Annotated in this window: 19 protein-coding genes and 1 riboswitch; of the genes, 5 read left to right on the top strand and 14 right to left on the bottom strand. The window is 40.8% G+C overall.

Annotation, left to right across the window (positions count from 1 at the left end; translation table 11 throughout):
* Positions 1-42 precede the first annotated feature (42 nt).
* Both KP77_RS08220 and KP77_RS08215 read right to left on the bottom strand, forming a co-directional pair.
* The gene (locus tag KP77_RS08220) at positions 43-759 is read right to left on the bottom strand and encodes an SDR family oxidoreductase (RefSeq protein ID WP_041122231.1); all 717 of its coding nucleotides are present in this window, start codon (positions 757-759) and stop codon (positions 43-45) included.
* A gap of 15 nt (positions 760-774) precedes the next feature.
* On the bottom strand, positions 775-969 hold the full coding sequence (locus tag KP77_RS08215; RefSeq protein WP_041122230.1) for a hypothetical protein: 195 nt from the start codon (positions 967-969) through the stop codon (positions 775-777).
* Positions 970-1,088: 119 nt separating this feature from the next.
* On the opposite strand from KP77_RS08215, the gene KP77_RS08210 reads away from it, so the two are divergent.
* Together KP77_RS08210 and KP77_RS08205 are read left to right on the top strand one after the other, a co-directional pair.
* A complete protein-coding gene (locus KP77_RS08210) occupies positions 1,089-1,838 on the top strand; it encodes a hypothetical protein (protein ID WP_041122229.1) in 750 nt (249 codons plus the stop codon).
* Between the two features lie 136 nt (positions 1,839-1,974).
* Positions 1,975-4,059, top strand: a complete 2,085-nt coding sequence (locus KP77_RS08205; protein ID WP_041122228.1) for an ATP-dependent Clp protease ATP-binding subunit — start codon at positions 1,975-1,977, stop codon at positions 4,057-4,059.
* 237 nt (positions 4,060-4,296) lie between these two features.
* Here KP77_RS08205 and KP77_RS08200 read toward each other — a convergent pair whose 3' ends face one another.
* The 4 genes from KP77_RS08200 to KP77_RS08185 form a co-directional block, all read right to left on the bottom strand.
* A complete protein-coding gene (locus tag KP77_RS08200) occupies positions 4,297-5,994 on the bottom strand; it encodes a M3 family oligoendopeptidase (protein ID WP_041122227.1) in 1,698 nt (565 codons plus the stop codon).
* 114 nt (positions 5,995-6,108) lie between these two features.
* A complete protein-coding gene (locus tag KP77_RS08195; RefSeq protein WP_041122226.1) occupies positions 6,109-6,558 on the bottom strand; it encodes a MarR family winged helix-turn-helix transcriptional regulator in 450 nt (149 codons plus the stop codon).
* A 50-nt stretch (positions 6,559-6,608) separates the two neighbouring features.
* A complete protein-coding gene (locus KP77_RS08190) occupies positions 6,609-7,619 on the bottom strand; it encodes a bifunctional metallophosphatase/5'-nucleotidase (RefSeq protein WP_052474040.1) in 1,011 nt (336 codons plus the stop codon).
* Positions 7,620-7,648: 29 nt separating this feature from the next.
* Positions 7,649-8,827, bottom strand: a complete 1,179-nt coding sequence (locus KP77_RS08185; RefSeq protein WP_041122225.1) for a pyridoxal phosphate-dependent aminotransferase — start codon at positions 8,825-8,827, stop codon at positions 7,649-7,651.
* 87 nt (positions 8,828-8,914) lie between these two features.
* Here KP77_RS08185 and KP77_RS08180 point away from each other — a divergent pair, with 87 nt between their 5' ends.
* Positions 8,915-9,682: a carbon-nitrogen family hydrolase gene (locus KP77_RS08180; protein ID WP_041122224.1), complete on the top strand. Its 768-nt coding sequence runs from the start codon at positions 8,915-8,917 to the stop codon at positions 9,680-9,682.
* 64 nt (positions 9,683-9,746) lie between these two features.
* Here KP77_RS08180 and KP77_RS08175 read toward each other — a convergent pair whose 3' ends face one another.
* The gene (locus KP77_RS08175) at positions 9,747-11,126 is read right to left on the bottom strand and encodes an ATP-binding protein (RefSeq protein WP_084218638.1); all 1,380 of its coding nucleotides are present in this window, start codon (positions 11,124-11,126) and stop codon (positions 9,747-9,749) included.
* 123 nt (positions 11,127-11,249) lie between these two features.
* On the opposite strand from KP77_RS08175, the gene KP77_RS08170 reads away from it, so the two are divergent.
* Both KP77_RS08170 and KP77_RS08165 read left to right on the top strand, forming a co-directional pair.
* Positions 11,250-12,263 carry an acyltransferase family protein gene (locus KP77_RS08170; RefSeq protein ID WP_041122223.1) on the top strand — a complete coding sequence of 338 codons (1,014 nt, stop codon included), beginning with the start codon at positions 11,250-11,252 and terminating at the stop codon, positions 12,261-12,263.
* Between the two features lie 161 nt (positions 12,264-12,424).
* On the top strand, positions 12,425-14,167 hold the full coding sequence (locus KP77_RS08165) for a B12-binding domain-containing radical SAM protein (protein WP_041122222.1): 1,743 nt from the start codon (positions 12,425-12,427) through the stop codon (positions 14,165-14,167).
* Positions 14,168-14,202: 35 nt separating this feature from the next.
* On the opposite strand, the gene KP77_RS08160 is transcribed toward KP77_RS08165, so the two are convergent.
* From KP77_RS08160 to KP77_RS08130, 7 genes are all read right to left on the bottom strand, one after another.
* A complete protein-coding gene (locus tag KP77_RS08160) occupies positions 14,203-15,552 on the bottom strand; it encodes a TrkH family potassium uptake protein (protein ID WP_152614700.1) in 1,350 nt (449 codons plus the stop codon).
* A 118-nt stretch (positions 15,553-15,670) separates the two neighbouring features.
* Positions 15,671-16,771, bottom strand: coding sequence for an anti-sigma factor domain-containing protein (locus KP77_RS08155; protein ID WP_041122221.1), 1,101 nt, complete (start codon positions 16,769-16,771; stop codon positions 15,671-15,673).
* A complete protein-coding gene (gene sigI / locus KP77_RS08150) occupies positions 16,768-17,514 on the bottom strand; it encodes an RNA polymerase sigma-I factor (RefSeq protein WP_041122220.1) in 747 nt (248 codons plus the stop codon). Before sigI ends, KP77_RS08155 begins: the two co-directional genes overlap by 4 nt.
* Positions 17,515-17,687: 173 nt before the next feature.
* Entirely contained in the window at positions 17,688-18,467 is a 780-nt protein-coding gene (locus KP77_RS08145; protein WP_041122219.1) for a TerC family protein, read from the bottom strand.
* Positions 18,468-18,517: 50 nt separating this feature from the next.
* Positions 18,518-18,690: riboswitch (yybP-ykoY riboswitch) on the bottom strand.
* A gap of 53 nt (positions 18,691-18,743) precedes the next feature.
* Positions 18,744-19,835, bottom strand: a complete 1,092-nt coding sequence (locus KP77_RS08140; protein WP_041122218.1) for an SDR family oxidoreductase — start codon at positions 19,833-19,835, stop codon at positions 18,744-18,746.
* A gap of 85 nt (positions 19,836-19,920) precedes the next feature.
* The gene (locus KP77_RS08135; RefSeq protein WP_041122217.1) at positions 19,921-22,992 is read right to left on the bottom strand and encodes an efflux RND transporter permease subunit; all 3,072 of its coding nucleotides are present in this window, start codon (positions 22,990-22,992) and stop codon (positions 19,921-19,923) included.
* 114 nt (positions 22,993-23,106) lie between these two features.
* Positions 23,107-24,474, bottom strand: a complete 1,368-nt coding sequence (locus KP77_RS08130; protein ID WP_041122216.1) for a Na+/H+ antiporter NhaC family protein — start codon at positions 24,472-24,474, stop codon at positions 23,107-23,109.
* Positions 24,475-24,753: the final 279 nt, after the last annotated feature.

Below are 24,753 nucleotides of genomic sequence, written 5' to 3'. Positions count from 1 at the left end.
GAAAAAATGAAAAAGACCGGGAAATGTCCCCGGTCTTAAAAATCAATGCTCGTAAATCATTTTTCTTGTCATTCCTCCATCGATCACGAGGTTTTCTCCATTAATAAAATTATTTGCTTCGTCTGTCAGGAACAGGCACGCTCTTGCAACATCTTCAGGCTTACCGACTCTGTTGGACAGATGCTGCTCGTGATCCACTACACGGAGACTCTCATAATCTCCTGTGTGGATCCAGCCTGGACTGATGGCATTGACCGTAATATCTTTTTCAGATAACGTAACTGCCAGCGAATGCGTCAATGCAAAGATGCCTCCCTTTGAAGCTGCATACCCTTCAGTATCTGGTTCAGACATATGAGCTCTCGTTGAACAGAGATTCACAATTGATCCCCCCTGCTCCATTAATAAAGCCGCTTCCCTTGAGCAGTAGAAAGCGCTTGAGAGATTCGTATGTATAATCTCCTCCCAATCCTCGACCGATACTTCCCAAATTGATTTGAACTTAGAAATTCCTGCATTGTTAATTAAAATATCAACGGTTCCTGATTTTTCTTTTATATAGTGAAAAAGTTTTTTTACTTCCACATAACTTGATACATCAGCAGTGACCGCCTCCGTATGTTCAAGCTTTCCCGCTTCCTCAGTGAGCTTTTCTTTATTTTTATCTACCATATAAACAAACGCACCTTCACTCACATATGCCTTTGAGATCGCGAGCCCGATTCCACTTGCTGCTCCTGTCACTATAACTGTCTTCATTTATGTATCCCCCTTTTAGCTTCTTGGTTCTTCAAGGTAGTGGTAGACCGTTTTTCCATAATGTCTTGCAATCCCTCTGAAATGCTTAAAATCGTCTCTTGCTCTTAATACACTGCTGAACAGATCGAAATCCTTTTTTTCGACTGTTACTTCAGTTAGTTCTCCACTCTTCAATTGATCGAGTAAAGCATTTACTTCTTCTTTTGTCATTTTCATCACCTGCTTATAAATATCTATTTCTCTATATCACTTTATGAGACATTTGAAACTTTTACAAATCTGGTACGTCTACTACAATGAGACTATACATATAGAATGGAGGAAATCATATGAAAAAAATGATGATGTACATGCTCATTTCAATGCTCGCTGCTTTTATGGCTGCATGCGGCACTGAAAATAGCAGTGAAGACGATACTGCAGGAGAGCAAAATGCAGAAACTGTTATGCCGGAAGAAACAGAAGAAGCTGCTACAGATGTTCCCGTTGAAGAATCTGAAACTGATTCAGAAGAAACTGTTGAAGAAGAAAGTACTGAAGAAGAAGCTGCTGAAGAATCAACTGATGACTCTGCTGAAGCAGAAGAAGATGCAGAGGAAAATAGCGAAGGTGAAAGTGATATGCGCCTCCTTGAACAGCAGATGACACTCACAATTAATGGAGATGAGTCAGAAAGAACTGCTTTTCTCCAGGAAAGTGAAGAGAACAATTACAGTGTCTATGTAGCAGAAGGGTTTTCTTTTACTCTTGAAGAGCCAAATGTTGACCAGGTCTATTTTGACGAAGACGATTCACAGTTTATGCGTATTCACACTTATCCGAAGGCTGAATCTGAACAGGCACTAATTGAAGATCAGATGAAAGGTCAGGCAGATGCTATTCAGGGTGAGGCTGCTGCTGAATGGACGCCTGCTGAAGCTGACAATGTGATTACTGGTTATGAAGCAGCTGTTGGTGAAAACCAGTTTAAGACTTACCTTTATGAACTGAACGATATGTTTGTAAGAATTGAGATTCACACGCAGGCTGATTCAGGCCTTGAAGATGCATTCATCCAAATGGCTGAAACAATTGAATAATACAAAAGACCGCTTCCTTAAATCAGGGAGCGGTTTTTTTGAGCACAAAACTTGAAAGTCAATAAAGGTCAAAGTATACTGAAATCAGAAAGTCAAAGATAGTCAAATTGTAATTGATTAATAAGGAGGAGTCACGATGATTTGTCAAAAATGCCAGACTAAACCAGCTAATATACAATTCAGAGTTCAACTAAACGAACATGTACAGGATTTTCATTTGTGCTCCGTATGCTATAAAGAAGAACGTTCAAAGCTTCATACTGCCATGAACCAAAAAGGCAGCGATTCATTCCAGCCTTTCGAACAAATGAAGCAGGAAAAGCCGAAAAAGCAAGATGGACTTCTTGAAGAATACGGCAGAAACCTGACAAATCTTGCAGGTGCCGGCCTTATTGACCCTGTGATTGGCAGAGATGGGGATATTGAACAAATGATTGAAATTCTAAATCGCAGAAATAAAAATAACCCTGTGCTGATAGGTGAACCAGGGATTGGTAAAACTGCTGCAGCTGAAGGACTTGCACTGAAAATCGCTGAAGGGTCTGTCCCTCAGAAGCTGAAGCAAAAAGAAGTCATCCTGTTGGATGTAGCATCACTCGTATCTAATACAGGAATCAGAGGCCAATTTGAAGAAAGAATGAAGCAGTTGATCAGCGAGCTTCAGCAAAGAAAAAATATTATTCTGTTTATTGATGAAATTCATCAGATTGTCGGGGCAGGCTCTGCCGAAGGCTCGATGGACGCAGGAAATATTCTGAAGCCTGCACTTGCACGGGGTGAACTGCAGCTTGTCGGTGCAACAACGCTTGCTGAATACAGAAAGATTGAAAAAGACGCAGCGCTTGAACGTCGCTTCCAGCCGATTCACCTGAAAGAGCCTTCAATATCTGAAGCAATAGATATTCTAAAAGGGCTTGCAACAAGATATGAAGAGTTCCACAGTGTCACATACAGCACTGAAGCTATTGAAGCTGCTGTTACACTGTCAAAACGCTACATTCAGGATCGTTTCCTGCCGGATAAAGCGATTGACCTGATGGATGAAGCCGGTTCTAAGCTCAACTTAACCCTGGATCTGGCGGATAAAACAGAAATTGAAAACCGCCTGAAGGTGATTCATGCTGAAAAAGAAGAAGCACTGAAGCATGAAGAATATGAAAAAGCTGCAAAGTTACGGGATGAGGAAGAGCAGCTCGAACTTGCGCTGAATCAGCCTGTTTCTAAAGAAAAACCTGTCGTTGGCATAGAGATGATCCAGAAATTAATTGAAAGAAAAACCGGTATTCCTGTTGGTAAGATTGAACAGGACGAGCATAAAAAGATGGCTGAACTTGAGGAAAATCTTCGTCATCATGTGATCGGACAAGATGAAGCTGTTAAAAGAGTTGCAAAAGCTGTCCGCAGAAGCCGTGCGGGACTGAAATCAAAAAACCGCCCTGCCGGTTCATTCCTGTTTGTAGGTCCTACAGGTGTCGGAAAAACTGAACTGTCCAAAACATTGGCAGAAGAACTTTTCGGCTCTAAAGAACACATGATCCGTCTGGATATGAGCGAATACATGGAAAAGCACAGCGTATCAAAACTGATCGGTTCACCACCCGGATATGTCGGGCACGATCAGGCAGGGCAGCTGACTGAGAAAGTGCGCCGCTCTCCTTATACGATTCTGCTGCTTGATGAGATTGAAAAAGCTCATCCTGATGTCATGCATATGTTCCTGCAAATTATGGAGGATGGCCGTCTCACTGACAGCCAGGGCCGCACAGTAAGCTTTAAGGAAACTGTGATTATCATGACTAGTAATGCAGGTGTCGGAACGAGAAAGAAAGCCGTAGGGTTCGGAGCGACACAGGCAGCTGATGAAGCTTCTATACTGGAATCACTGAGCGACTTTTTCAAACCTGAATTCCTGAACAGATTTGACAGTATTATTGAATTTGAGTCTCTGGGTAAAGAACATCTCATTAAAATTGTTGATCTGATGTTAGAGGAACTGAGCGAGCTGATTGAAGAACAGGGTATGAAGCTCACTGTCACAGAGGAAGTGAAAGAGCGCATAGCTGAACTCGGTTACCACCCTTCATTTGGTGCCCGTCCGCTAAGAAGAGTGATTCAGGAAACACTTGAAGATCAGGTGACAGACTTTATGTATGACTATCCTGAAGAAAAACACTTAAAAGCAGTACTTGAAGACGGTGAAATTATCATTGTGAAAATGTAACAGAAAAAAGAGACTGCCGGCGCAGTCTCTTTTTTTGTTTGTGGTTATGATAAAGCTAAAGCCCGATGATGTTTTAGCACAGCTGGTGATTGGAGCGGAAGGGGGACGACTCCAGCAGGAGCAGCGTGACAGGTGAGACCCCGCAAGCGCCCCGCGCTGAGGAGGCTCACCGCACGCCCTTAGGAAAGCGTTCCCCCTGAAGCGGAAATCAACAGCCACCTTTAAACAGAGCTTTGTTTATAAAGCCTGATCGTCCACTTCATTAAGCCAATTCTCTATTTCATTTACAACAGATTCCAGACTTCCTTCTGCAAACGGCGACTTGAGATTAGCCTCTTTAACCAGTTCTGTAAATGATTTTGATCCGCCCAATTTGCACAGGTGTACATAATCTGCCCACGCACCGTCAAAATCCTCTCTTGATTTCTTCCAGAACTGAAAAGCGCAGATCTGGGCTAACGTGTAGTCAATATAATAAAACGGATCCTCATAGATATGCCCCTGTCTCTGCCAGACGCCTCCCTGATTCAGGTACTCATGTCCGCCATAATTGCGATGCGGCAGATAGGTGTTTTCAAGTTCTTTCCAGACATCTTTTCTCTCTGCCGGAGTCATATCAGGTTTCTCATATATTCTGTGTTGAAATTCATCTACCGCTACCCCATAAGGCAAGAATAAAATACCGCTGCTTAAATGGGCAAATTTATATTTCTCAGTTTGGTCACCAAAGAAATTTTCCATCCATGGCCATGTCAGAAATTCCATGCTCATAGAGTGAATTTCTGCTGCTTCGTGCGTAGGCCAGATATATTCAGGGATCTGAATATTGCGGCTCATATAAACCTGAAACGCATGCCCCGCTTCATGTGTCAGTACATCTATATCTGCTGATGTACCATTAAAGTTTGAAAATATAAAAGGCGCTTCGTAGTTCTCAATAAATGTACAGTATCCGCCTGCTTCTTTACCCTTTTTCGCTTCGAGATCCATCAGTTCCCGTTCATTCATAAATGTAAAAAACTCATCTGTTTCATCAGAAAGTTCTTTATACATCTTTTTTCCCTGTTCAATAATCCACTCTGGTCCGCCCTGCGGATTAGCGTTTCCTGTCAGAAATTCAAGCGATTCATCCCAAAACATCAGCTGATCTACGCCAATTCTCTCCTGCTGGCGTTTTCTTAATTTAGTTGCAAGCGGCACAACGTATTTTTTTACCTGCTCACGGAAGACCTTTACCTGTTCTGCGCTATAATCGACCCGCAGCATTCTTAAATATCCAACATCAATGAAGTTTTTATAGCCAAGTTTCAGCGCAATTTCGTGTCTTGTTTTAACCAGTTTGTCGTAAAGTTCATCAAACTTCTCCTCATGATCAGCAAAAAAATTAAACTTTGCTTTAACAGCCTCTTCACGGATACTCCGGTCGACAGACTCTGTATACGGGTCAATTTGGGCCAGTGTCAGCTGTTCACCCTGAAAGTCGATCTCAGCTGAAGCGACTAGTCTGGAATATTCGGAGGACAAACGATTTTCCTCCTGTAACAGCGGAATAACTTCCGGACTGAATGCTTTAATCGAATAATCTGCCAGATTGAAAAACTGACTTCCCCATTTTTCTTCTAATTCTTTTCTGTATGGTGACTTTACAAGTTCTTTATAAAACAAAGTAGTAAGTTCCTCAAATTGCGGTTGTATTTCATCAAAATAATTTTTTTCTTCTTCATAAAACGTATCTTTTGTATTAATTGATGCCCTTATAAAAGCAAGGTTTCCCTGAGTTGAAATATCGTCTCTGAGCTGATTCAATCTGCCCATTACTTCTTCCTGCTGAGCTAAGCTGTTTGCCTCTCTGAACGCATCCAGCAAAGTTTCAAATTCAGTTTTCACCTGATCGAAGTCAGGACGCTTATATGAATAATCTTTGAATGTTAACATGTTGTCTCCTCCACTCTTTTTACTCCAACCTTTTATTTCGACTTTCAGTGCTTTACTTCCTGCATATTACCATATAAAAAACACCGGGATCATCGCCCGGTGCTGATCTTTATACTAGTATGAAAGGTCTTTGATCGATAATCCCAGCTTTTTCAGCAGTTCAATCGCCTGTTTCTGCTCTTCATCAGAAAGAGCGGTCATCAGTTCATGCAGGTTTTTTTCGTGAGCAGGAAAAATTTCACTCATGAATAGTTCACCTTTTTCTGTGATCTCCGCATAGGTGACCCTTCTGTCTTCAGGGGATGCCACTCTGCAGATCAGACCTTTCTTTTCAAGCTTATCGACTACATACGTAATACTTCCGCTTGCAAGCAGGATTTTACCGCCTATTTTTTGAAGCGGCTGTTTTCCTTTATGATACAGCAATTCAAGCACACCAAATTCAGTCGGATTTAATCCTTTTTCCTGAAAGAATTTGCTGCTTGATTCATTAATCGCTTTGTAGGCTCTGGATAATACGATAAAAAGTTTTAATGATTGGTTATAGTCCGCTCCATCAGTCATAGTCAGTCATTCCTTTGTCATTATCATCTTATAAAGTATAGCGATGGAACCTAAAAAAAGTCAATGTATTCCTTCAGTATCACGCTTTTTAACCAATCAATCACCGTCTGATCATCATCTGTTTTGAGCCCGAAGTGCCTGGCTGCAGACTCAGAACGGGCCCAATTCAACGTTTCCAGCTCCTGAAAATAAATCAGTTTTTCGATTCCAGGTTCCGCCTCTGCTTCTTCAGCTGATGTATGTCGACCCTCTGCTGTTTCAATTTTGTATGATGAACCAAACCTTGAAAGGGAAAGCTTAATTTCTCCCAGGCATTCTCCATATGCGCCGGATTGCAGAACCAGTTTCCCTGAACGCCTCTCATTCATGACAGTATGATCGCCAGCAGTAAGCAGGATATCAATTCCGTCAATGGAACAGATCATGTCTCCCTGATTGATTGAACGTGCAGATTGCGTATTGAATCCGCCGTGATAATTCACAATGACAAGATCAGGACTTTCATTCTCGTGAATAAACCCCACCCACCGTTTGGCTGCAAGGTATGCGTCTTCAAATAATATATCTTTAATGATAAATGGTTCTTCTCCATTCATTCTAGTGGCTGAAATACCAAGGATCGCCACCTTGACACCTTTTACGTTTTTAACTGTATAAGGAAAGCCAAAGTATGGCTCTTTTGTCGTTTTATGAACAATGTTAGCAGCGAGCCATGGGAAAAACGAACGGCTGATCGCTCTGCTTAAAAACGGAAGACCGTACTCGAAATCATGTTCTCCGACTGCCCCGCAATCGTATTGCAGTTCATTCATAATTGATATCATCGGATTTGGCATATAGTCATTATACTTTGCGTAATGATAGGTGAGCGGACTCCCCTTCAACATATCTCCTGTATCAAACAGAAGAAGTTCCGGGTCTTCTTTCCGCTTATTTTTGATAATCGAAGAAAGCCTCGCCATCCCGTGCGTCTGATCAGTTCCCCAATGAGAAGTTGATTTCACATGCCCGTGAACATCATTGGTCTGAAGTATGGTCAATTGAATATGATCGTTGGCCAATCCATTCACCCCCCGGGTCAAAAAACAGTTTATGTATGAAACAGATTCAGTTTTGACAGTCTTACTGCAGCTTCTTTTATTCTTTCTTCACTTGTCAGAAGTGCTACTCTCACGTATCCTTCCCCACTTTCCCCAAAGCCGATACCTGGGGCTACTACGATATCTGCTTTTTCAAGCAGCAGATCACTGAAGCTCTCAGAAGTATACCCTTTTGGCACCTTAAACCATGCAAAGAAAGATCCTTTCGGTGCATCAACCTTCCACCCGGCTTCATTAAATGCACTGACCATTGTATTTCTTCTTACTTCATAGAGATCTGATAAGTCCAGTGCGGGCTGATATGACTCAGTCAGAGCCGCTTCTGCAGCCTCCTGCACTGCACCAAACAAACTCACATGCAAATGATCCTGAAGCAGGTTCAAAGAATCAATGACTGATGGATTACCTACTGCAAACGCAACACGCCAGCCTGCCATATTAAATGTCTTGGATAGCGTATAGATTTCAACACCATTTTCTTTTGCCCGCTCAGACTGGAGATAACTGACCGGCCTGTTCCCATCAAAACCAATTGATCCATATGCAAAATCATGTACAACACAAATATCGTATTCTTCTGCGAATGCAATCACTTCATCAAAGAATGACTGATCTGCAAGTGCACCTGTTGGATTGTTCGGGTAATTAAGGAACATCAGCTTTGCTTCCCGTGCCGTTTCTTCAGAAATCTGTGTGAGGTCAGGAAGAAACTCGTTTTCTTTAAGAAGCGGCATCCTTACCATTTCAGCTTCTGCAAGAGATACACCTGACCAGTAATCGGGATACCCCGGATCGGGAACAAGAATCACATCCCCGGGATTCACCAGACACTGCGGAAGTTCAACAAGCCCTGCTTTCCCGCCAAACAGCAATGCCACCTCTTTATCCGGATCCAGATTAACACCATATTCTCTTTTATAAAAAGCGGCAGCTGCCTCTCTTACATAGGACATGCCTCTAAAAGGTGAATACTTATGATTGACGGGATTTTCAGCGGCTGACTGAAGTCTTCTTACAATATGATCAGGCGTCGGAAGATCCGGATTTCCCTGCCCGAGATTAATAATGTCATGTCCTGCTGCGACTTTTTCCATTACTTTTGCTGAAAGCTTCGCAAAAAATTGTTCCGGAAGCTGTTGTAATCGATCAGATTGTTCAAACTGTTTCACTAAGACGACCCTCTTTCAAATTATTGCACTAAATGTTATAACGTAAATGTATCATTGTAAAGACGATTCTGAAAAGTGGGTGAACTGATGAAAGTTGCAATATTCCAGATGGACATCGCATTTGGTTCTTTTGAAGAAAATTATAAGAAGGTAGAGGACTGGTTCAATCAGATAGAGGATGCAGATCTTGTCGTCCTTCCTGAACTCTGGACAACAGGCTATGACCTGCCAAACCTCAAAACCATGCCGGAACATTATGACCGCACAATTGACCTCTTAAAAGAGCTTGCAGTTACTCACAATGTGAACCTGATCGGCGGTTCTGCAGCAAATGTGAAAGATGACGGTATTTATAACACGCTGCCGGTCATCGACAATCACGGATCACTGATTCATGAATACAGTAAGCTTCACCTGTTCAAATTAATGGACGAGCACTTACACCTGCAGGCCGGTTCTGATGATCCATCCTTCGTACTGGCTGGAATCAGTTTTGCCGCGTTTATCTGTTATGATATCAGGTTCCCTGAATGGATCAGAAAATCAGTGCTGAATGGCGCCAAAGTTATTGTTGTGCCTGCTGAATGGCCGGCTCCAAGAATCGATCACTGGATTACGCTCTTAAAAGCCAGAGCGATTGAAAATCAGGTATATGTCATTGCCTGTAACAGAGTCGGAAGTGACCCGGCCAATGAGTTTGGCGGGCACTCTATTGTGATTGATCCGTGGGGCAAAGTGATAGCTGAAGGAACGGATCAAGAAGAGATCGTATACGGAGAAATCAATGTGGAAGAAGTAGAAGAAATACGTAAAAGAATACCAATTTTTGATGACCGGAGAACGGACTACTATTGAATCAGCCTATCCTGCAGCAGGGAAGTAGAAACTTCCCTCTGCAACAGGAACTGATTATTTACTATCATAGCGCAGGCAGAAAAATATCAAAGATCGTCCCTTTATTTAATTCACTTTTGACATCCACAGTGCCATGATGTTCAGCAATAATATTCAGGCTGACCGGAAGTCCAAGCCCCGTACCATTTTCTTTTGTAGTAAAAAAAGGTTCTTTCAGCTTATCAAGCTTTCCTTTTGGAATCCCGCACCCGCTGTCAGATACCGATACGATTACTTCACTTGCTTTCCGGCTGATTCCTACCTGAATTTTCCCTTTTGCCGGTGTCGCCTCTATAGCGTTTTTAATCAGGTTAATAAACACCTGCTTCAAACGGTTTGAATCTCCAAACACATGACACTCTCCATCTAATGCTTCATACGTAATTTCCAGATCATGCAGTGTAGCATGTGGTTTCATAATATCAACTGTTTCCTGAATAACATGGTTTAAGTTAATTTTACTGAACACACTCTTTTTTGGTTTTGCCAGCATTAAAAATTCCGTCATAATTGTCTCGATACGTTTCAATTCAGAGTTAATGACTTCAAAGTACATTTTCTGATGTTCACGCAGATTTGGCTCGAGCAGCTGTATAAATCCTTTTAAAGAAGTCATCGGGTTTCTAATTTCATGGGCAATTCCTGCTGCAAGCTGACCGACAACCTTTAACGTATCATGCTCATTGGCTTTGCGTATATTATTAACCACTTCGCTTATATCCCTGATCACAACAAGATCATAACTGCCTGCTATGTTGTCCACTTTAGTTAATTCATAACTTCTCGATTGAATCCGTATGACCCTGCTTAGCATATTTTCTTTTTCATGAGTAGCATGCGGTTGCGTAAACCCCGGTATTCCTGCTTCGTCAGGATATTGATCGAGCAGATCATATAAATTGATATCATCTTCACTTTTAATATCCAGCAATTCATCCGCAAATAAATTGGATCTGACAATTGTTCCTTCCTCATTCATAATTAATAGCCCATGTATCGCTCTTTGAAATATATTTTCAAAAATGAACTTTTCAGGTATATGATGAAGATTTTTAAAAATAAATATATATTCTTCACCTTCCACTGAAATACATTCCCCAATTCCTTCGACCGTTTTGTTCTCACCGAAATATCTGATCATTTTCTGCGGAATATTTTCACCTTTAAGACAAGCTTCCAACCATTCGATGTCTTCACTTTTCAAATATGTATAAAGTGAGGTTCCAGTCCTGGGGTCCAAATGGCCGTTGCTTTGACTATTGAAGTTCAGTATAATTCCACTTTGATTGATGACCAATGCACATTCATTCATGTAATTCAGTAACCTGCTACTCGATGGGAGGCTTCCTCCCTGCTGTTCTGCGTGATGAAAAGATTCTATTTGAGACAAATGTCTTGAAAGCATTTTTATATCCCTTCTTTTCAATAAAATGAATGACAATTATAAATATGTCATTATCACCAGATTTATTAATTGCGAAAACGGGTATGTATCTGAACGACAAGTGCTAATGAAAGCGGTGTAATCATGTCGAAACGCGACTATTATTTTGACAATGCAAAATTTATATTAATTTTTCTAGTGGTATTTGGTCACGCTATTCAGAGCAGCATTGAAGAAGATGCACTTCTGATGACTACTTACCAGACAATTTACTTCTTTCACATGCCGGCCTTTATACTGATCGCCGGTTACTTCGCCAAAGCGAATTACTCAAAAGGATTATTCCTGAAGCTGTTAAAGAAACTGATCGTACCTTATTTTATTTTTCAAGTCATCTATACCATTTATTATTACTTCCTGAGAAATGAGAATAATATTGAGATTGATCCATTTAATCCACAATGGGCACTGTGGTTTTTAGTCAGTCTGTTCTTTTGGAGTCTGCTGCTGATTTTATTCGTGGATGTGTTGAAGCTGAAATGGAAAGCAGCAATGGGTATCAGTATCATACTTGGCGTAATGGTTGGGTTTGTAAATGATTACACGTCCACACTCAGCCTTTCAAGGACATTTGTATTTTTTCCGTTTTTCTTAGCAGGTCATTACCTGAATCGGGAATTTTTCAGTAAGATTGCGTCAAAAAAAGGTCAGATATTCTCTGTCCTTTCCATACTTGTAGTATTTATTTCGATCTACCTTCTGCCTGATTGGAGTAGCAGATGGCTGTTTGGTTCCCATTCCTATGAAGATCTGGGAACACCCGTAGAGGCCAGCCCGTTATTAAGGCTGCTGATCTATGGTGTGAGCTTCTGGCTCGTTATTGCATTCTTCTCACTGTCACCTGTGAACAAGACATTCTTTACAAAGTGGGGTCTCAATACTTTGTATGTGTATCTGTTCCATGGTTTCATCATTCAATTTTACCGTGAGAGTAACCTTGGACTCATTGTAAATCCATACGTATCACTACTCATCATTATGGCAGCTTCACTTCTGTTAACGATTTTTCTATCGTCCAGATTCGTTGCAGCTGCCGGTCAGCCGATCGTTGAATTGAGGGCCACAAAAGCCAAAAAAATGATGAAATCCAAAGAATAGGTGAAGTAAGAATATTTGGATAATATTTAACAACATCTTAACACTTAATAAATATAAAATAAACCTTTTCATTCAAGATGATTCATTATAAAGAACTTCATTGCCAGTCTGTATATGGTCATGTACACTTAATATTGATTTGTTAATAAAGGAGAAGGAACATGAAAACAGTACTGGCGTCACTTAATGCCAAATATATTCACACGAACCTTGCAATCAGATATTTAAAGGCAGCAGCTGAGAATGAGTATGATATTGAGCTTGCTGAATATACGATTAATGATCCAATCTTAAATATCACCGGGGATTTATATGCAAAAAAACCGGATGTAATTGGATTCAGCTGTTATATATGGAATATTGAAGAAACCATCCAGGTGATTGGTATGCTGAAAAAGATCCTGCCTGATGTGAAAGTGATACTCGGCGGGCCAGAAGTTACGTATGATGTGCATTACTGGCTTAACCGGCTTCAGGATCATGCAGATTTCATTGTAATCGGTGAAGGAGAAAAGACGTTTAAAGAGCTGCTTGATTATTTCTCAGGTACGATCGAATTTTCTGACGTTCATGGCGCAGCATCCCTGCTTGAAGGAAAAATGCACCTGCGCCCCCAGCCTGCAAAAGCTGATTTAAAAACGCTGCCTTCCCCTTTCAGATTTGAAGAAGATCAATCTTCATTGGGTAAAAGAATCACTTATATTGAAACTAGCAGAGGATGCCCGTTTCAATGTCAATTCTGCCTTTCTTCAATCGAAGTGGGCGTAAGATATTTTGACCGTGAAGCTGTAAAAGCAGATATTCGTTATTTAATGGAAAACGGGGCACGTGTTTTCAAGTTTGTAGACAGAACGTTTAATATCAGCAGAAGCTACGCAATGGAAATGTTTGAATTTCTAATTGAAGAGCATGTGCCGGGGACTGTTTTTCAGTTTGAAATTACCGGTGATATTATGCGTCCTGAAGTGATTCAGTATCTGAATGATCATGCACCTGCGGGACTATTCCGCTTTGAGATCGGTGTACAGTCAACGAATGACCACACAAATGAGCTTGTAAAACGTAAACAGAACTTTGAAAAACTCAAGCGTACCGTCACTATGGTAAGAGACGGCGGTAAAATCGCTCAGCACCTTGATCTGATTGCAGGTCTTCCTGAGGAAAATTACGCATCATTTAAGCAAACTTTTAATGACGTGTATGAGCTTGAACCGGAAGAGCTGCAGCTTGGATTTTTAAAGATGCTGCGTGGGACCGGGCTGAGAATAAATGCTGCTGACCATGATTATATTTATATGGATCATGCCCCTTATGAGATTCTTAGCAACAACCAGCTGACTTTTGATGAGATTCTTAGAATTAAGCAGGTTGAAGACGTGTTGGAAAAGTATTGGAATGACCATCGACTTGATGAAACGATTGCCTATTTGACCGGAGAAGTATTTGACACACCATTTGATTTTTATCAGGATTTTGGTACGTACTGGGATGAATCAGGCTGGTCAAGAATTGGTCATCAGCTTGAGGATCTGTTTAAACGCCTCTATCAGTTCATAAAAGCATACAAGCCTGAAGCACTTGAAAACACAACTTATCTGATGAAAAAAGATTATCTGAAAAACCATAAGTTCAAGCCCCGTAAAGCCTGGTGGGGCAAAGAGGATAAAAATCTCAGCAGCGTGTACGACGTGTTACTTACTGACCCGTCTATCGCTGGAGAAGCATTTTCAGCATTGAATTTGAAACAGAAGGAATTATATAAGCATACGGTACTTGAGGAAGGCTTAAAGCTGACTGACGGCGAGCCGGTTTCCACTTATCTGCTTGCCTACTATCATCCGAAAAAAGGAATTGCATCTATATTTGAATTTCCAAAAACAAGCGTTCAGCATTTAATATCTTAACAAAAAAGAACCTCACGTTTGAGGTTCTTTTTTGATCATCCGATAATAACCCGTTCTTTAGGATAACGGAATTTTTCTTTTTTATTGTTCCCGCCGATCATAAACAGGAAGGAAATCAGTCCTACACGTCCTACAAACATCAGAAACATCAAAATGATTTTACTTGGCGTGGATAGCGTTGGTGTAATCCCCATCGACATTCCGGAAGTTCCGAATGCGGATGTGACTTCAAATATAACTGTAATGACATCAAGACCTTCGAGAATCATGATTGAAATCACCGAGACCATCGACATCAGAACAGCGAGTATAATCACAACGTAAGACCTGAAAATATCGATCAAATGGATTTCCCTGCCAAATATCTGAATATGGTGCCGGCCCCTTGAAAAGTTGATCAAAAACAAAACTGCAATGGCAAGCGTCGTTGTTCTGATCCCTCCGCCAACTGAACTGGGTGATGCACCGATAAACATTAACAGGCTCAGAATCAACTGTGTAGGTTCAGTAAAGGTGCTCACCTCTAATGTGACCAGTCCCCCGGAACGTGTCGATACTGATTGAAACAGGGCATAAAACAACCCCTGATGCCAGCTTAACCCTTCAAACCTCTGATTGTATTCGATCAAATAAATCAAAAGCGTTCCCACAATTAATAATATTCCAAACGTAATAGTGGTCAGTTTGGTAAATAAGGAAAATCTGAAAGGCCCTGACTTATGACTGATAAATTGTTTTAACTCAATCAGTACAGGGAATCCGATCGCACCCAGAATGATGAGAAGAATCGTAACCATCTGGACAAAATAATCATCCGCATAAGGAATCATAGATTGACCTGTAATATCGAATCCTCCATTTGTTGTTGCTGATACTGAAGCAAATACACCATGTAAAACAGCCTCAGACCATTTTTCATAAAATTGAGTGAAATACAGGCTTAACAACAGCGCCCCAATTGCTTCAATGATTAATAAGATTTTGATAATCTCAATAATTAATTTTACAACGCCTGATAAATTATATTGATTGTGGTCAAGCATAATTAGCTGACGTTCTCTCAATCCAATTCTTTTCCCTATTAATAACCAGATAAAAGTACCAAGGGACATAATTCCGATACCGCCCAGTTGAAGAATTAATATCACCATTACGATCCCAAATATAGTATAAGTATCTGAAATCTGAATCACTGTAAGACCCGTAACACTTACTGCACTCACAGCAGTAAAGAGTGAATCAATTAATGATACTTCCTGATCAGGCTTATGCACCCAGGGCAGTCTTAAGAGCCCAAATGATAAACTGATAGCCAAAAAGTAATAGGTGACAATCAACTGGGCAGGTTTCATTTTTCTTAGCCGGTCTTTCAGCATCTGCCACATGTTTATAGTTCCTTTCATTTAAATCTATACATAGCTTATATGAAAACCGCTCTCTTTTAAACAAGTTTCTGTAGAACCATTGATATTTTGACACACAAAAAAGCAGGAATACTCCTGCTTAATTGTTGTTGCCGTTGTTTCCGTTGTTGCCACTGTTTCCGTTATTTCCATTATTACCGTTGTTGCCATTGTTTCCGTTGTTCCCGTTATTTCCGTTGTTTCCATTGTTTCCATTGTTTCCATTGTTCCCGTTATTCCCGTTATTTCCGTTGTTCCCGTTATCGCCATTGTTGCCATTGTTTTCGGTATTGCCATTATTTCCGTCGTTACCACGGTTTCCGTTGTTCCCACTGCTACTGCTTTCGTTACTACTCTCTATCATTTCTTTATCCACATGTGAATCCTCATCTACTGTTTCCGGCACAACATGGTTTTGTTCATTTTTGTCTTCTGTTATTTCGACTTCATCCACCTGGGTTTCCTGATGATCATCTTCCTGTGTATCTTCTGAAGTTTCATTATCTTCTTTATTCGCCGTTTCAGTTTCTACAGCAGCTGGTTTTTCAGGTGTGATATCTTCTTCACTTTTACTGTTTTTTTCCGCCAACAGTTGTCCAAATGAAATCCCCCGTCTTTCAGCAGCCTCAATATCTCTGAGTGAACCTTCATAAAATGCAATATTCGATACATCTGACGCACGCGATACATTTGCTAAAAGCGACTCCAGTTCTTCTTCAAATGACTGATCTGCTTCTTCAGAAATCACTGTAGATATCGTCACCTGACCATTTTCAGGTAATAAATAACCTTCCTGAATACTTTCATTAATGATGCTTGAAATCACTTCTTCAATATTAAGATTTTCAAGTTCCATATTTTCGATCATTTGCTGTGCATCATGATTTACTGCTTCAATATTTATCGCCTCAGTGCCTTTATTTAATTCGATCTCAAAACTTGGGTTAATATCAACTGCAACATAGGCATAAGTTTTCTGATTAAATACCGGTTCCAATATGACAAAAGCTAACATCATAATTGCTGCCAAAGCGCCCGCAGCAGCTAAATGAGGGTAACTGCGCGCACTGTACTCGCTTGCCGCGACCTCTTCTCCGACATGGATATGCCCACCCGGATTTTTAACCCTGCAAAATTCGCCCTCAACAGTTAAAAGAATTAAGTGCCTTTTTTTAATTTCCATTACGATTCCTTTTTTCATTGCAATTGCTCCTTCACATACTCATAAAGATAAGGAAAGTGGCCGTTGATTAAAATTGCTACTGCGATGATATATTTACGATTCCTTTCAATTGTCTTTCTGCTGACATCCACTTCTTTTTCGATCTGCTTGATCGGAAGCCTTTTTTTCTTTTTCAGTTCTGCAAACCATTCACTGTTCGAGCTGACCAGCTTTGCAATAAAGACAGCATTCTCTCTGGCATCTTTGTGTTTCGGTGAACTGACTGCCAGCTCATTAAATGACAAACCATACTCTTTCAAGACTAAACTGTACTTTATGATCTCTTCTTTTCTTGCTTCAGCATCCTGTTCACTGGCAAAAGCTTTCATTGACTGATCATTCTCGAGATAACCGGCTGAATCAACAGACTCACTGCCGGGCTCAAATAATACTTCCTGCTTTTCCTTTTGGTGAGTACGCAAATAATCAATGACCCGGCGTTTGATGACAAGTTCTGAAAAACTGATCACTGAAGCTCCTTTATCAGACTGATACTTCATCAGCGCATCGTGAAATGCAATCAGCGCAACACTATACTCATCGTCGGAATCATATATATAACGGCGGCATACTTTTGAAGCTGTTTTTTTAACAAAAGGCTTATATGCTTCCAGCACTTCTGATAAAAGCTCAGTATCCCCCATTTGTATCTGCTTTACTTTTTCTTCGAGTGTAGCTTTTGAAGAAAACTTATATAACCCAAATAATAGGAAAGATATCAACCTCTCCACCTCTATTCAACACATGATAGATAAATTGTAACGGTAAACTGTGTTGAAAGAAACATTTCCCTTTTAATAAACTTTACGTAATGTTTCTGTAATATCAGGGGGTCTTTTTAATTTTGTTGAAATAAAATAAAAAAAGCCGAGACATTGTCTCAGCTTTTTTAGCATTAATGTGCAGAACTTTCCTGCCCTCTTCTTTTTGCTAACATATATCCTCCGCCTGCAATCAGCACCAGAATTGACCAGAATATAATTTTCCACTCAGTTGAATGTGGGAAATGCGTATCGATCAGTTGAACATTTGGATGTCCAAGAGTCAGCACGACAAGCTTTACACCAACCCATCCGACGATTAAGAAAGCAGTCGTTTCAAGCAACGGATATTTGCCCAGTAGCTTTACAAACCAGTGGGCTGCAAAACGCATGATGATCAGACCGATCAGACCGCCAAGGAAAATGACGATGAACTGTCCGCCATCCATTCCTCCGATTTCAAAAGCTCCAACTGCCGGCAGCGTTAACGCAAGTGCCACTGCAGCCAGCATGGAGTCAACGGCAAAAGCGATATCAGCGAGCTCAACTTTTAATACTGTCATCCAGAAGCCTGATCCTTTAGCGGATTTTTCAGCTTCATCAGCTTCAACTGACTCGTCATGTTTTGATCTGATTTGTTTGACTACGTGACTGATTGAAATATAGAGCAGATAGGCAGCCCCGATCGCCTGTACCTGCCATACGTCGATTAATATTGCAATTAAAAACAATGAGGCAAATCTGAAAACAAAAGCTCCAAATAATCCGTAGAATAATGCCTTTTTACGCTGTTCAGGTGGTAAATGCTTAACCATTACCGCCATCACAACTGCGTTATCAGCTGCAAGTATCCCTTCAAGTCCGATCAGAATCAGCAGTACCCAGCCATACTCCAGCAACAATGCTGCATCCATCTTGTATCCTCCTCTTGTATCTTTTCATTTTCTCCAATTCGCCAGGAATTAATCATTTGCCAAAACAAGTGAAATCAACATAAAAAGACCTTTGCCTAATAAAAGGCAAAGGTCTTGCAAAGCATTATGACAATGCCATTATGACCGATGAACCGCTGTGTTCATGTCGTGACGATCATAATTAGCTGATTAACAGCTAAAGCTACTCCCCCTTGACAGATGTCAAAGCGCTATTGAATTGAATTTATTATATCATTACAGGTATTTTTTTCAAGGTTATTTTATCATTGTATGAAATTCTTTTTCATCCTTATGACGATTATAAAATGATACCATCGCATCAAGGCCATCAAGAAAGTCTGCACACTTGATACCTGATTCTTTTAAGTCTTCGGCTGTTTGAGACTGATCAAACTCTCCATCCCAGAAGAAGTATTCAAGTCCCTCTCTTTCAGCTCCCAGATGTTTTCTTACTTTAGGAATCGCTAATGCTTTATCCATCATTTTATGAGACAGAAAGCCTTTTGGTGTTCTGCCTGTTTGCTTTTGCATGAGAAACCTGTAGATCTCTCTCGCCGGGTAAGGGTTTGGATCTGTCAGATGATAGGTTTTACCGGCACTTTTTTCATACCTGCCAAGGAATGACGCTGCATCAATCACATACTCAACAGGCACTACGTTTAATTTTGCGCTGCTTTTACTGATATATGGAATCCGTGAAAGCTTCTTCGTTTTATCAAATATATTCAGTAAGTAATATGGTCCATCAAACTTACTGGTCTCACCTGTTACAGTATCACCTTTAACGATCCCGGGCCGCAGAATCGTTACAGGATAGTCTTCTTTCATTTTATCTACAAGCACTTCCGCTTCGAATTTCGTTTCTTCATAGTAATTTCTGAACTGCTCCGGCCTGATCAGCTCATCTTCTTTTATAAGCCCGTTTCTTCTGCCGGCAACATAAGCGGTACTAAAATATACATACCGTTTTAATTTTGTAAGGGATTTAACCCACTCATTTACATGGTAAGTCCCTTTAACATTTACCTTATATGCTGTCGGCTGATCAATAGCGAGGTCGTATGCAGCTGCGAGATGCCAGACATAGTTTATTTTATCTTTTAAGTAAGTATGGACAGTTGAAGATAAACCAATATCTTTTTTTGTGATATCTCCCTGCACAATATGAATTGTGGACATAGTCTGGATTTCAGACTTGAGCTGTTCGATTCTTGCAGCTGCTTTTTGCTGCATCGAAGGTAGTACAAGTAAGTAAATATGTTTTTCATCTTTCTCATTCAGCCATATCCTTAACAGCTTTTCACTGATAAAACCCGGAAATCCTGTCATAAAATATCCTGTCTTCATCCCAACACTCCTTTTTTACCAATTATACAGAATAAATGGTTAATTAATAAAGGGCTGAGACGCATTCGTCTCAGCCCTTTTCAGGTTATTTCGCTTTTTTATTCATTCTTCTGGTAGCAGGATCAATAAAACTGTAGATAATCGGCACAATATAAAGTGTAAGGAATGTCGAACTGATTAATCCACCGATGACTGTAATTGCCATAGGCTGGTTAATCTCTGTCCCTTCACCAAATCCAAGCGCCAATGGTACAAGTCCCAGAATAGTAGTCAGTGCCGTCATCAGAATCGGTCTGGCACGGTCACGTACCGAAGTAACAATGGCATCGTAACTGTCCATTCCTGACTGTTTACGCTGATTAATATAATCAACAAGCACAATACCGTTATTAACTACGATACCGGTTAGTATGAGTAATCCTATTATCGACGTTACACTTACTGGTGTTTGCGTAATAAATTGAGCAAGCGCAACACCAATAATCATCAGCGGTACAGTGAACATAATAACAAATGGATATTTAAATGATTCGAATTGTGCTGCCATTACAAAGTAAACGAGGACAATCGCCAGAGCAACAGCAAGCAGCATGTCTACGATCGAATCTTCAAGCAGCTCTCTGTCTCCGCCAAAAACAACTTCAGTTTCTTCAGGCAGGTTAAGATCAGCAATTGCTTCATCTACTTCTTGAGACACCACACCAAGATTAGTATCAGTTGTGTAAGAAGCGGTGAATCCTACAGCGGATTGCTGGTCAATTCTTTGGATCGATACAGGCCCTTCACCTATTGTGATATCTGCAACATCGCCAAGCGCGACAAATTCTCCTGAAGGAGAGCGGAGCGATAGTTCTTCAAGTCCTTCAATTGTATTGGCAATATCTTCTTCATACTGAATGTATACATCATACACATTTGAATCATCTGTAATGATTTGAGTTGCCAGCGCACCACGTGTTACAGCATTAACCTCCTGGGCGATCTGGGCAGGAGCAAGTCCGGCAGTTCTGGCTTCTTCTCTGTTAATTTCAATCTGGACCTCTTCTACTGTGTCTTCAAGGTCTGTTTCAACTTCTGTAATTGAATCAAGTGACAGCAGTGCTTCTCTAATCTCTTCAATTGATTCGTTCAGACGGCTTTCATTCGCATCTCTCACATCAAAAGATAATGTCTGCGGAGATGTTCCTGTTGCTGTTTGTAGTGAAGCAGATACTTCTGCTGTCTCATTCACTTCAACTGCCGCATCCTCGATTTGTGGTGAGATATCTTCAATCAGTTCAAAAATTGAAATCTCACGTTCATCAAGAGGCACCATTTTAACAAAAATACTTGCAGTTGAACCATCGGTAGATCCATCGAAAGATCCCTGTTGAGATGACCCGATCTGACTCAGGTATACATCAATCGATTCTTCCTGCATCAATTCTTCTTCTATTGCATCAACCACAGCTTCAGTTTCTTCTATTGCAGTTCCATTTTCAAGGGACACACTAATATCAAAGAAACCTTCATCTGTTGCCGGGAGAAATTGTGTACCGACGCTGAATAGTCCGTATCCACTTGCTCCAAGCAATGCGGTCATGATCAGCAGTGGCAGCCATCTGCGTCTTAATGACCATCTGACAGAACTGATAAAACGTTTGATAAACGGTGATTCTCTCCGTTTTTCTTCTATATCTTCTTTCGGCTCTTTCAGCATTTTGCTCGCAAGCATCGGGATAACTGTTAATGCAACAACAAGCGATGCAAATAAACTGAATGAAATGGTTAAAGCAAATTCAGTGAACAGATCCCCAATCAGACCCTCAATAAATACAACTGGAATGAATACAGCAATTGTGGTCAGTGTGGAAGCTGTAATTGCACTTGCTACCTCTTTTGAGCCTTCTCTCGCAGCTGTTTTAGGATCTTTCTTCATAGCAAGATGACGATAGATATTTTCAAGTACAACAATGGCATTATCCACGAGCATTCCGATTCCAAGTGCAAGTGCACCAAGTGTAAAGATGTTCAGTGAGAAATCTGCAAAGTACATCAGGACAAATGTGACGATCACTGAGTAAGGAATCGCTACACCGATGATAATCGGACTTTTAATATTTCTTAAGAATAGAAACAATACTGCCATCGCGAATATGCCCCCGAAAATCAGTGAGCTCGCAATATTACCGATCGCCAGCTGGATATAATCCCCCTGGTCAAAAAGTACATCGGCCGTTACATTTTCATATCGTTCTTCATTCAGCAGTTCATCAAGTGACTCCTGAAAAGCTGTAGATACATCAGCAGTATTTGCATCTGATTCCTGGAGCACACTAATCAGAACAGCATCTTCTTCATTCGCTCTTGTGATGACATTCTGTTCAGGTTCTCCAAGCGTAATCTCTGAAACGTCACTGATTGTGACATCATCTCCGGTCTGCGGGTCTGCAGATACCACAAGATTCTCAATATCTTCTACTGAAGTAAGCGTACTTAAAATCCTGGTTGTCAGGCTTTTCCCATCTGTTTCAACTGAATCACCGGGAAATGAAATATTGTTGGACTGAATTGCGTTTGAAATATCAGTTTGAGTTAAGCCATAAGTTTCAAGCTGTTCCTGGTCAAGTGAAATTCTGACCTCTTCAGAAAGTGAATTAGAGATATCAACACTGGCAACACCTTCAGTCCGAGTCAATTCCACTTCCAGTTCTTCTGCAAGTTCCCTGATATCTGTGCCTTCATCTCCTGAACGAAGGCTCATCTGGATGACAGGAAATTGAGACGGGTCGAACTGCAGGACACGCGGCTCATTTGCATCATCAGGTAATTGCGCCTGTTCTACCGCCTGTCTGATATCTGCTTCAATCTCTTCTATATCAGTAGAGAAATTAAATTCAAGCAGAATCAGGTTTGAGCCCTCTGTTGAAGTCGACTGGACACTTTCCAGTCCTGGAAGTAATGATACTTCAGACTCAATTGGTTTTGTTATTTTTTCTAATACTTCTGTAGGTCCCGCTCCCGGGTATGAAGTAACAACAACTGAAACAGGTGCATTAATATTCGGAATCAGCTGCAGGGGAATTCTGGTTAATGAGATTGTTCCGATCAGCAGAACAACCAGCATGGTGACGATCGTAAAAACAGGTCGCCGGATTGAAAAACGACTGATATTCAAGTGAAACGCTCCTTCCGCCAGTCTGCACAGACCGGCACTTTACTCTACTTTTCACTATACCGACAAACCTGTCGCTAATCAATTTTAAAATGCTTCGTTCACAATATCATCAAATCATCCGGTTTTCGTAATGGTCCACCCTGTTTTGATATAGATGAGTGTAATCACCGGTGAAACCAGGCAGAAAAACGCAAATGGCAGATAATCTAAAACGCTGACATTCAGCACACTTGTAATAAATACACCGCACACGCCCCATGGGACTAATGGATTAATAACGGTTCCCGCGTCTTCAAGAACCCTTGATAAGTTTTTACGTTCTATTTTTTCCTGATCCACCTGATGAGCAAATGTTTCACCTGTCAGCAGAATAGACAAATATTGTTCTCCCACAAGCACGTTTGTACCAATAGCTGTTCCTGCTGCTTTGAATAAAGTGTTTTTCTGATTTGTCATTCGTTCAAATAATACTGGAATGATACCTGCTGTGAATAATAATCCTCCAAGTCCCAGTGCAAGAACAACGAGCGAAACTGTAAACATCATTGACTCTATTCCGCCTCGGCTCAGCAACTCATTTACCTGCTCACTTTCAGAGCCTGACACATATCCCGAAAATAAAACCTGGAACAATTCAGATACAGGCGTTGCTGAATGAAAATATGAGATCACGATACTGAATATAATTGCAGCAGTTAACGTTAATAAAGCCGGAACCTTTTTCGCAGCAAATAAAAACAGCAGTCCGATCGGCAGCAGGCTATACCAGTGGACCAGTCCCGTTGCGATCAGGTCATCGCCAAGCTGTACCACACTACCTGCTGATTCTGTCTGCAGATCTGCAGGAAAGAACATAAAAAATACAGCTGTGAGAATAAAGGCAGGAATCGTCGTCATTGACATATGCCTGATATGTTCAAACAAATCAACGCCTACTACTGATGATGCAAGATTGGTTGTATCGGATAAAGGAGACATTTTGTCTCCAAAAAATGCCCCTGATACAATCGCCCCTGCAGTAACAGCTAGGGAGAAATCGAGTGAACCTGCAATACTGATAAACACCACACCCACAGTAGCTACAGTCGTTAAAGAACTGCCAATACTGATTCCGATAATAGCTGTAATGGCAAATACAGCTGTAAAAAAGAACGGGAATTCAGTCAGATTCAAGCCGTAATACATTAATGTGGGGATCGTTCCCGACAGCATAAAGGCACTGATTAACATGCCAATAAAGATAAAAATAAAGATTGCGCCAAGGCCAGTTGCTGCACCTGCTGTCATACCATCTTGAAGCACTTTAAACTGTGACTTTTTAAACAAGCCAAATAATAATAGAAGTAAGATGGAAATCATGATCGGAATATGCGGAACTGAACCAAATCCAATCATACTTACACTCATGATGCCTATGATCATAAATAAAATGATGATTCCCTCTGTCAGAGAAGGAGCAACTGTTCTTTGTATATTTTTCATCTTTAATCCTCCAATGTATCAATCTGCACACAAAAAAACTCCGCCTCCCATAGAGGGACGAAGTTTACTCCGCGGTACCACCCAAATTAGCATGTTGCTCTCTTTTAACGTACATCCTTCGTGCAGGTGTAATTCAATATCTGAACAGCCTGAGATTTCAGCAACCTCCCAGTCTCTGATTACTGCTGCCCAACTATCTACTGTATCTGCGGATCGTCGCAATATACTGTTTTACTTAAACGCTTTTAAGTGATAAAGTGTACTATGATTTTATATCGG

It is taken from the genome of Jeotgalibacillus alimentarius, from assembly GCF_000829445.1.
Taxonomy (GTDB): Bacteria; Bacillota; Bacilli; order Bacillales; family Jeotgalibacillaceae; genus Jeotgalibacillus; species Jeotgalibacillus alimentarius.
This window is presented reverse-complemented; position numbering and strand designations above follow the sequence as displayed.

Excerpts from the sequence above, each read along its gene's own strand:
- KP77_RS08175 (WP_084218638.1), bottom strand. The coding sequence starts at position 11,126 with ATGCTTTCAAGACATTTGTCTCAAATAGAATCTTTTCATCACGCAGAA.
- KP77_RS08220 (WP_041122231.1), bottom strand. The coding sequence starts at position 759 with ATGAAGACAGTTATAGTGACAGGAGCAGCAAGTGGAATCGGGCTCGCG.
- KP77_RS08130 (WP_041122216.1), bottom strand. The coding sequence starts at position 24,474 with ATGAAAAATATACAAAGAACAGTTGCTCCTTCTCTGACAGAGGGAATC.
- KP77_RS08180 (WP_041122224.1), top strand. The coding sequence starts at position 8,915 with ATGAAAGTTGCAATATTCCAGATGGACATCGCATTTGGTTCTTTTGAA.
- KP77_RS08215 (WP_041122230.1), bottom strand. The coding sequence starts at position 969 with ATGACAAAAGAAGAAGTAAATGCTTTACTCGATCAATTGAAGAGTGGA.
- KP77_RS08205 (WP_041122228.1), top strand. The coding sequence starts at position 1,975 with ATGATTTGTCAAAAATGCCAGACTAAACCAGCTAATATACAATTCAGA.
- KP77_RS08160 (WP_152614700.1), bottom strand. The coding sequence starts at position 15,552 with ATGTGGCAGATGCTGAAAGACCGGCTAAGAAAAATGAAACCTGCCCAG.
- KP77_RS08200 (WP_041122227.1), bottom strand. The coding sequence starts at position 5,994 with ATGTTAACATTCAAAGATTATTCATATAAGCGTCCTGACTTCGATCAG.
- KP77_RS08170 (WP_041122223.1), top strand. The coding sequence starts at position 11,250 with ATGTCGAAACGCGACTATTATTTTGACAATGCAAAATTTATATTAATT.
- KP77_RS08145 (WP_041122219.1), bottom strand. The coding sequence starts at position 18,467 with ATGGATGCAGCATTGTTGCTGGAGTATGGCTGGGTACTGCTGATTCTG.
- KP77_RS08155 (WP_041122221.1), bottom strand. The coding sequence starts at position 16,771 with ATGAAAAAAGGAATCGTAATGGAAATTAAAAAAAGGCACTTAATTCTT.
- KP77_RS08195 (WP_041122226.1), bottom strand. The coding sequence starts at position 6,558 with ATGACTGATGGAGCGGACTATAACCAATCATTAAAACTTTTTATCGTA.
- KP77_RS08140 (WP_041122218.1), bottom strand. The coding sequence starts at position 19,835 with ATGAAGACAGGATATTTTATGACAGGATTTCCGGGTTTTATCAGTGAA.
- KP77_RS08165 (WP_041122222.1), top strand. The coding sequence starts at position 12,425 with ATGAAAACAGTACTGGCGTCACTTAATGCCAAATATATTCACACGAAC.
- KP77_RS08210 (WP_041122229.1), top strand. The coding sequence starts at position 1,089 with ATGAAAAAAATGATGATGTACATGCTCATTTCAATGCTCGCTGCTTTT.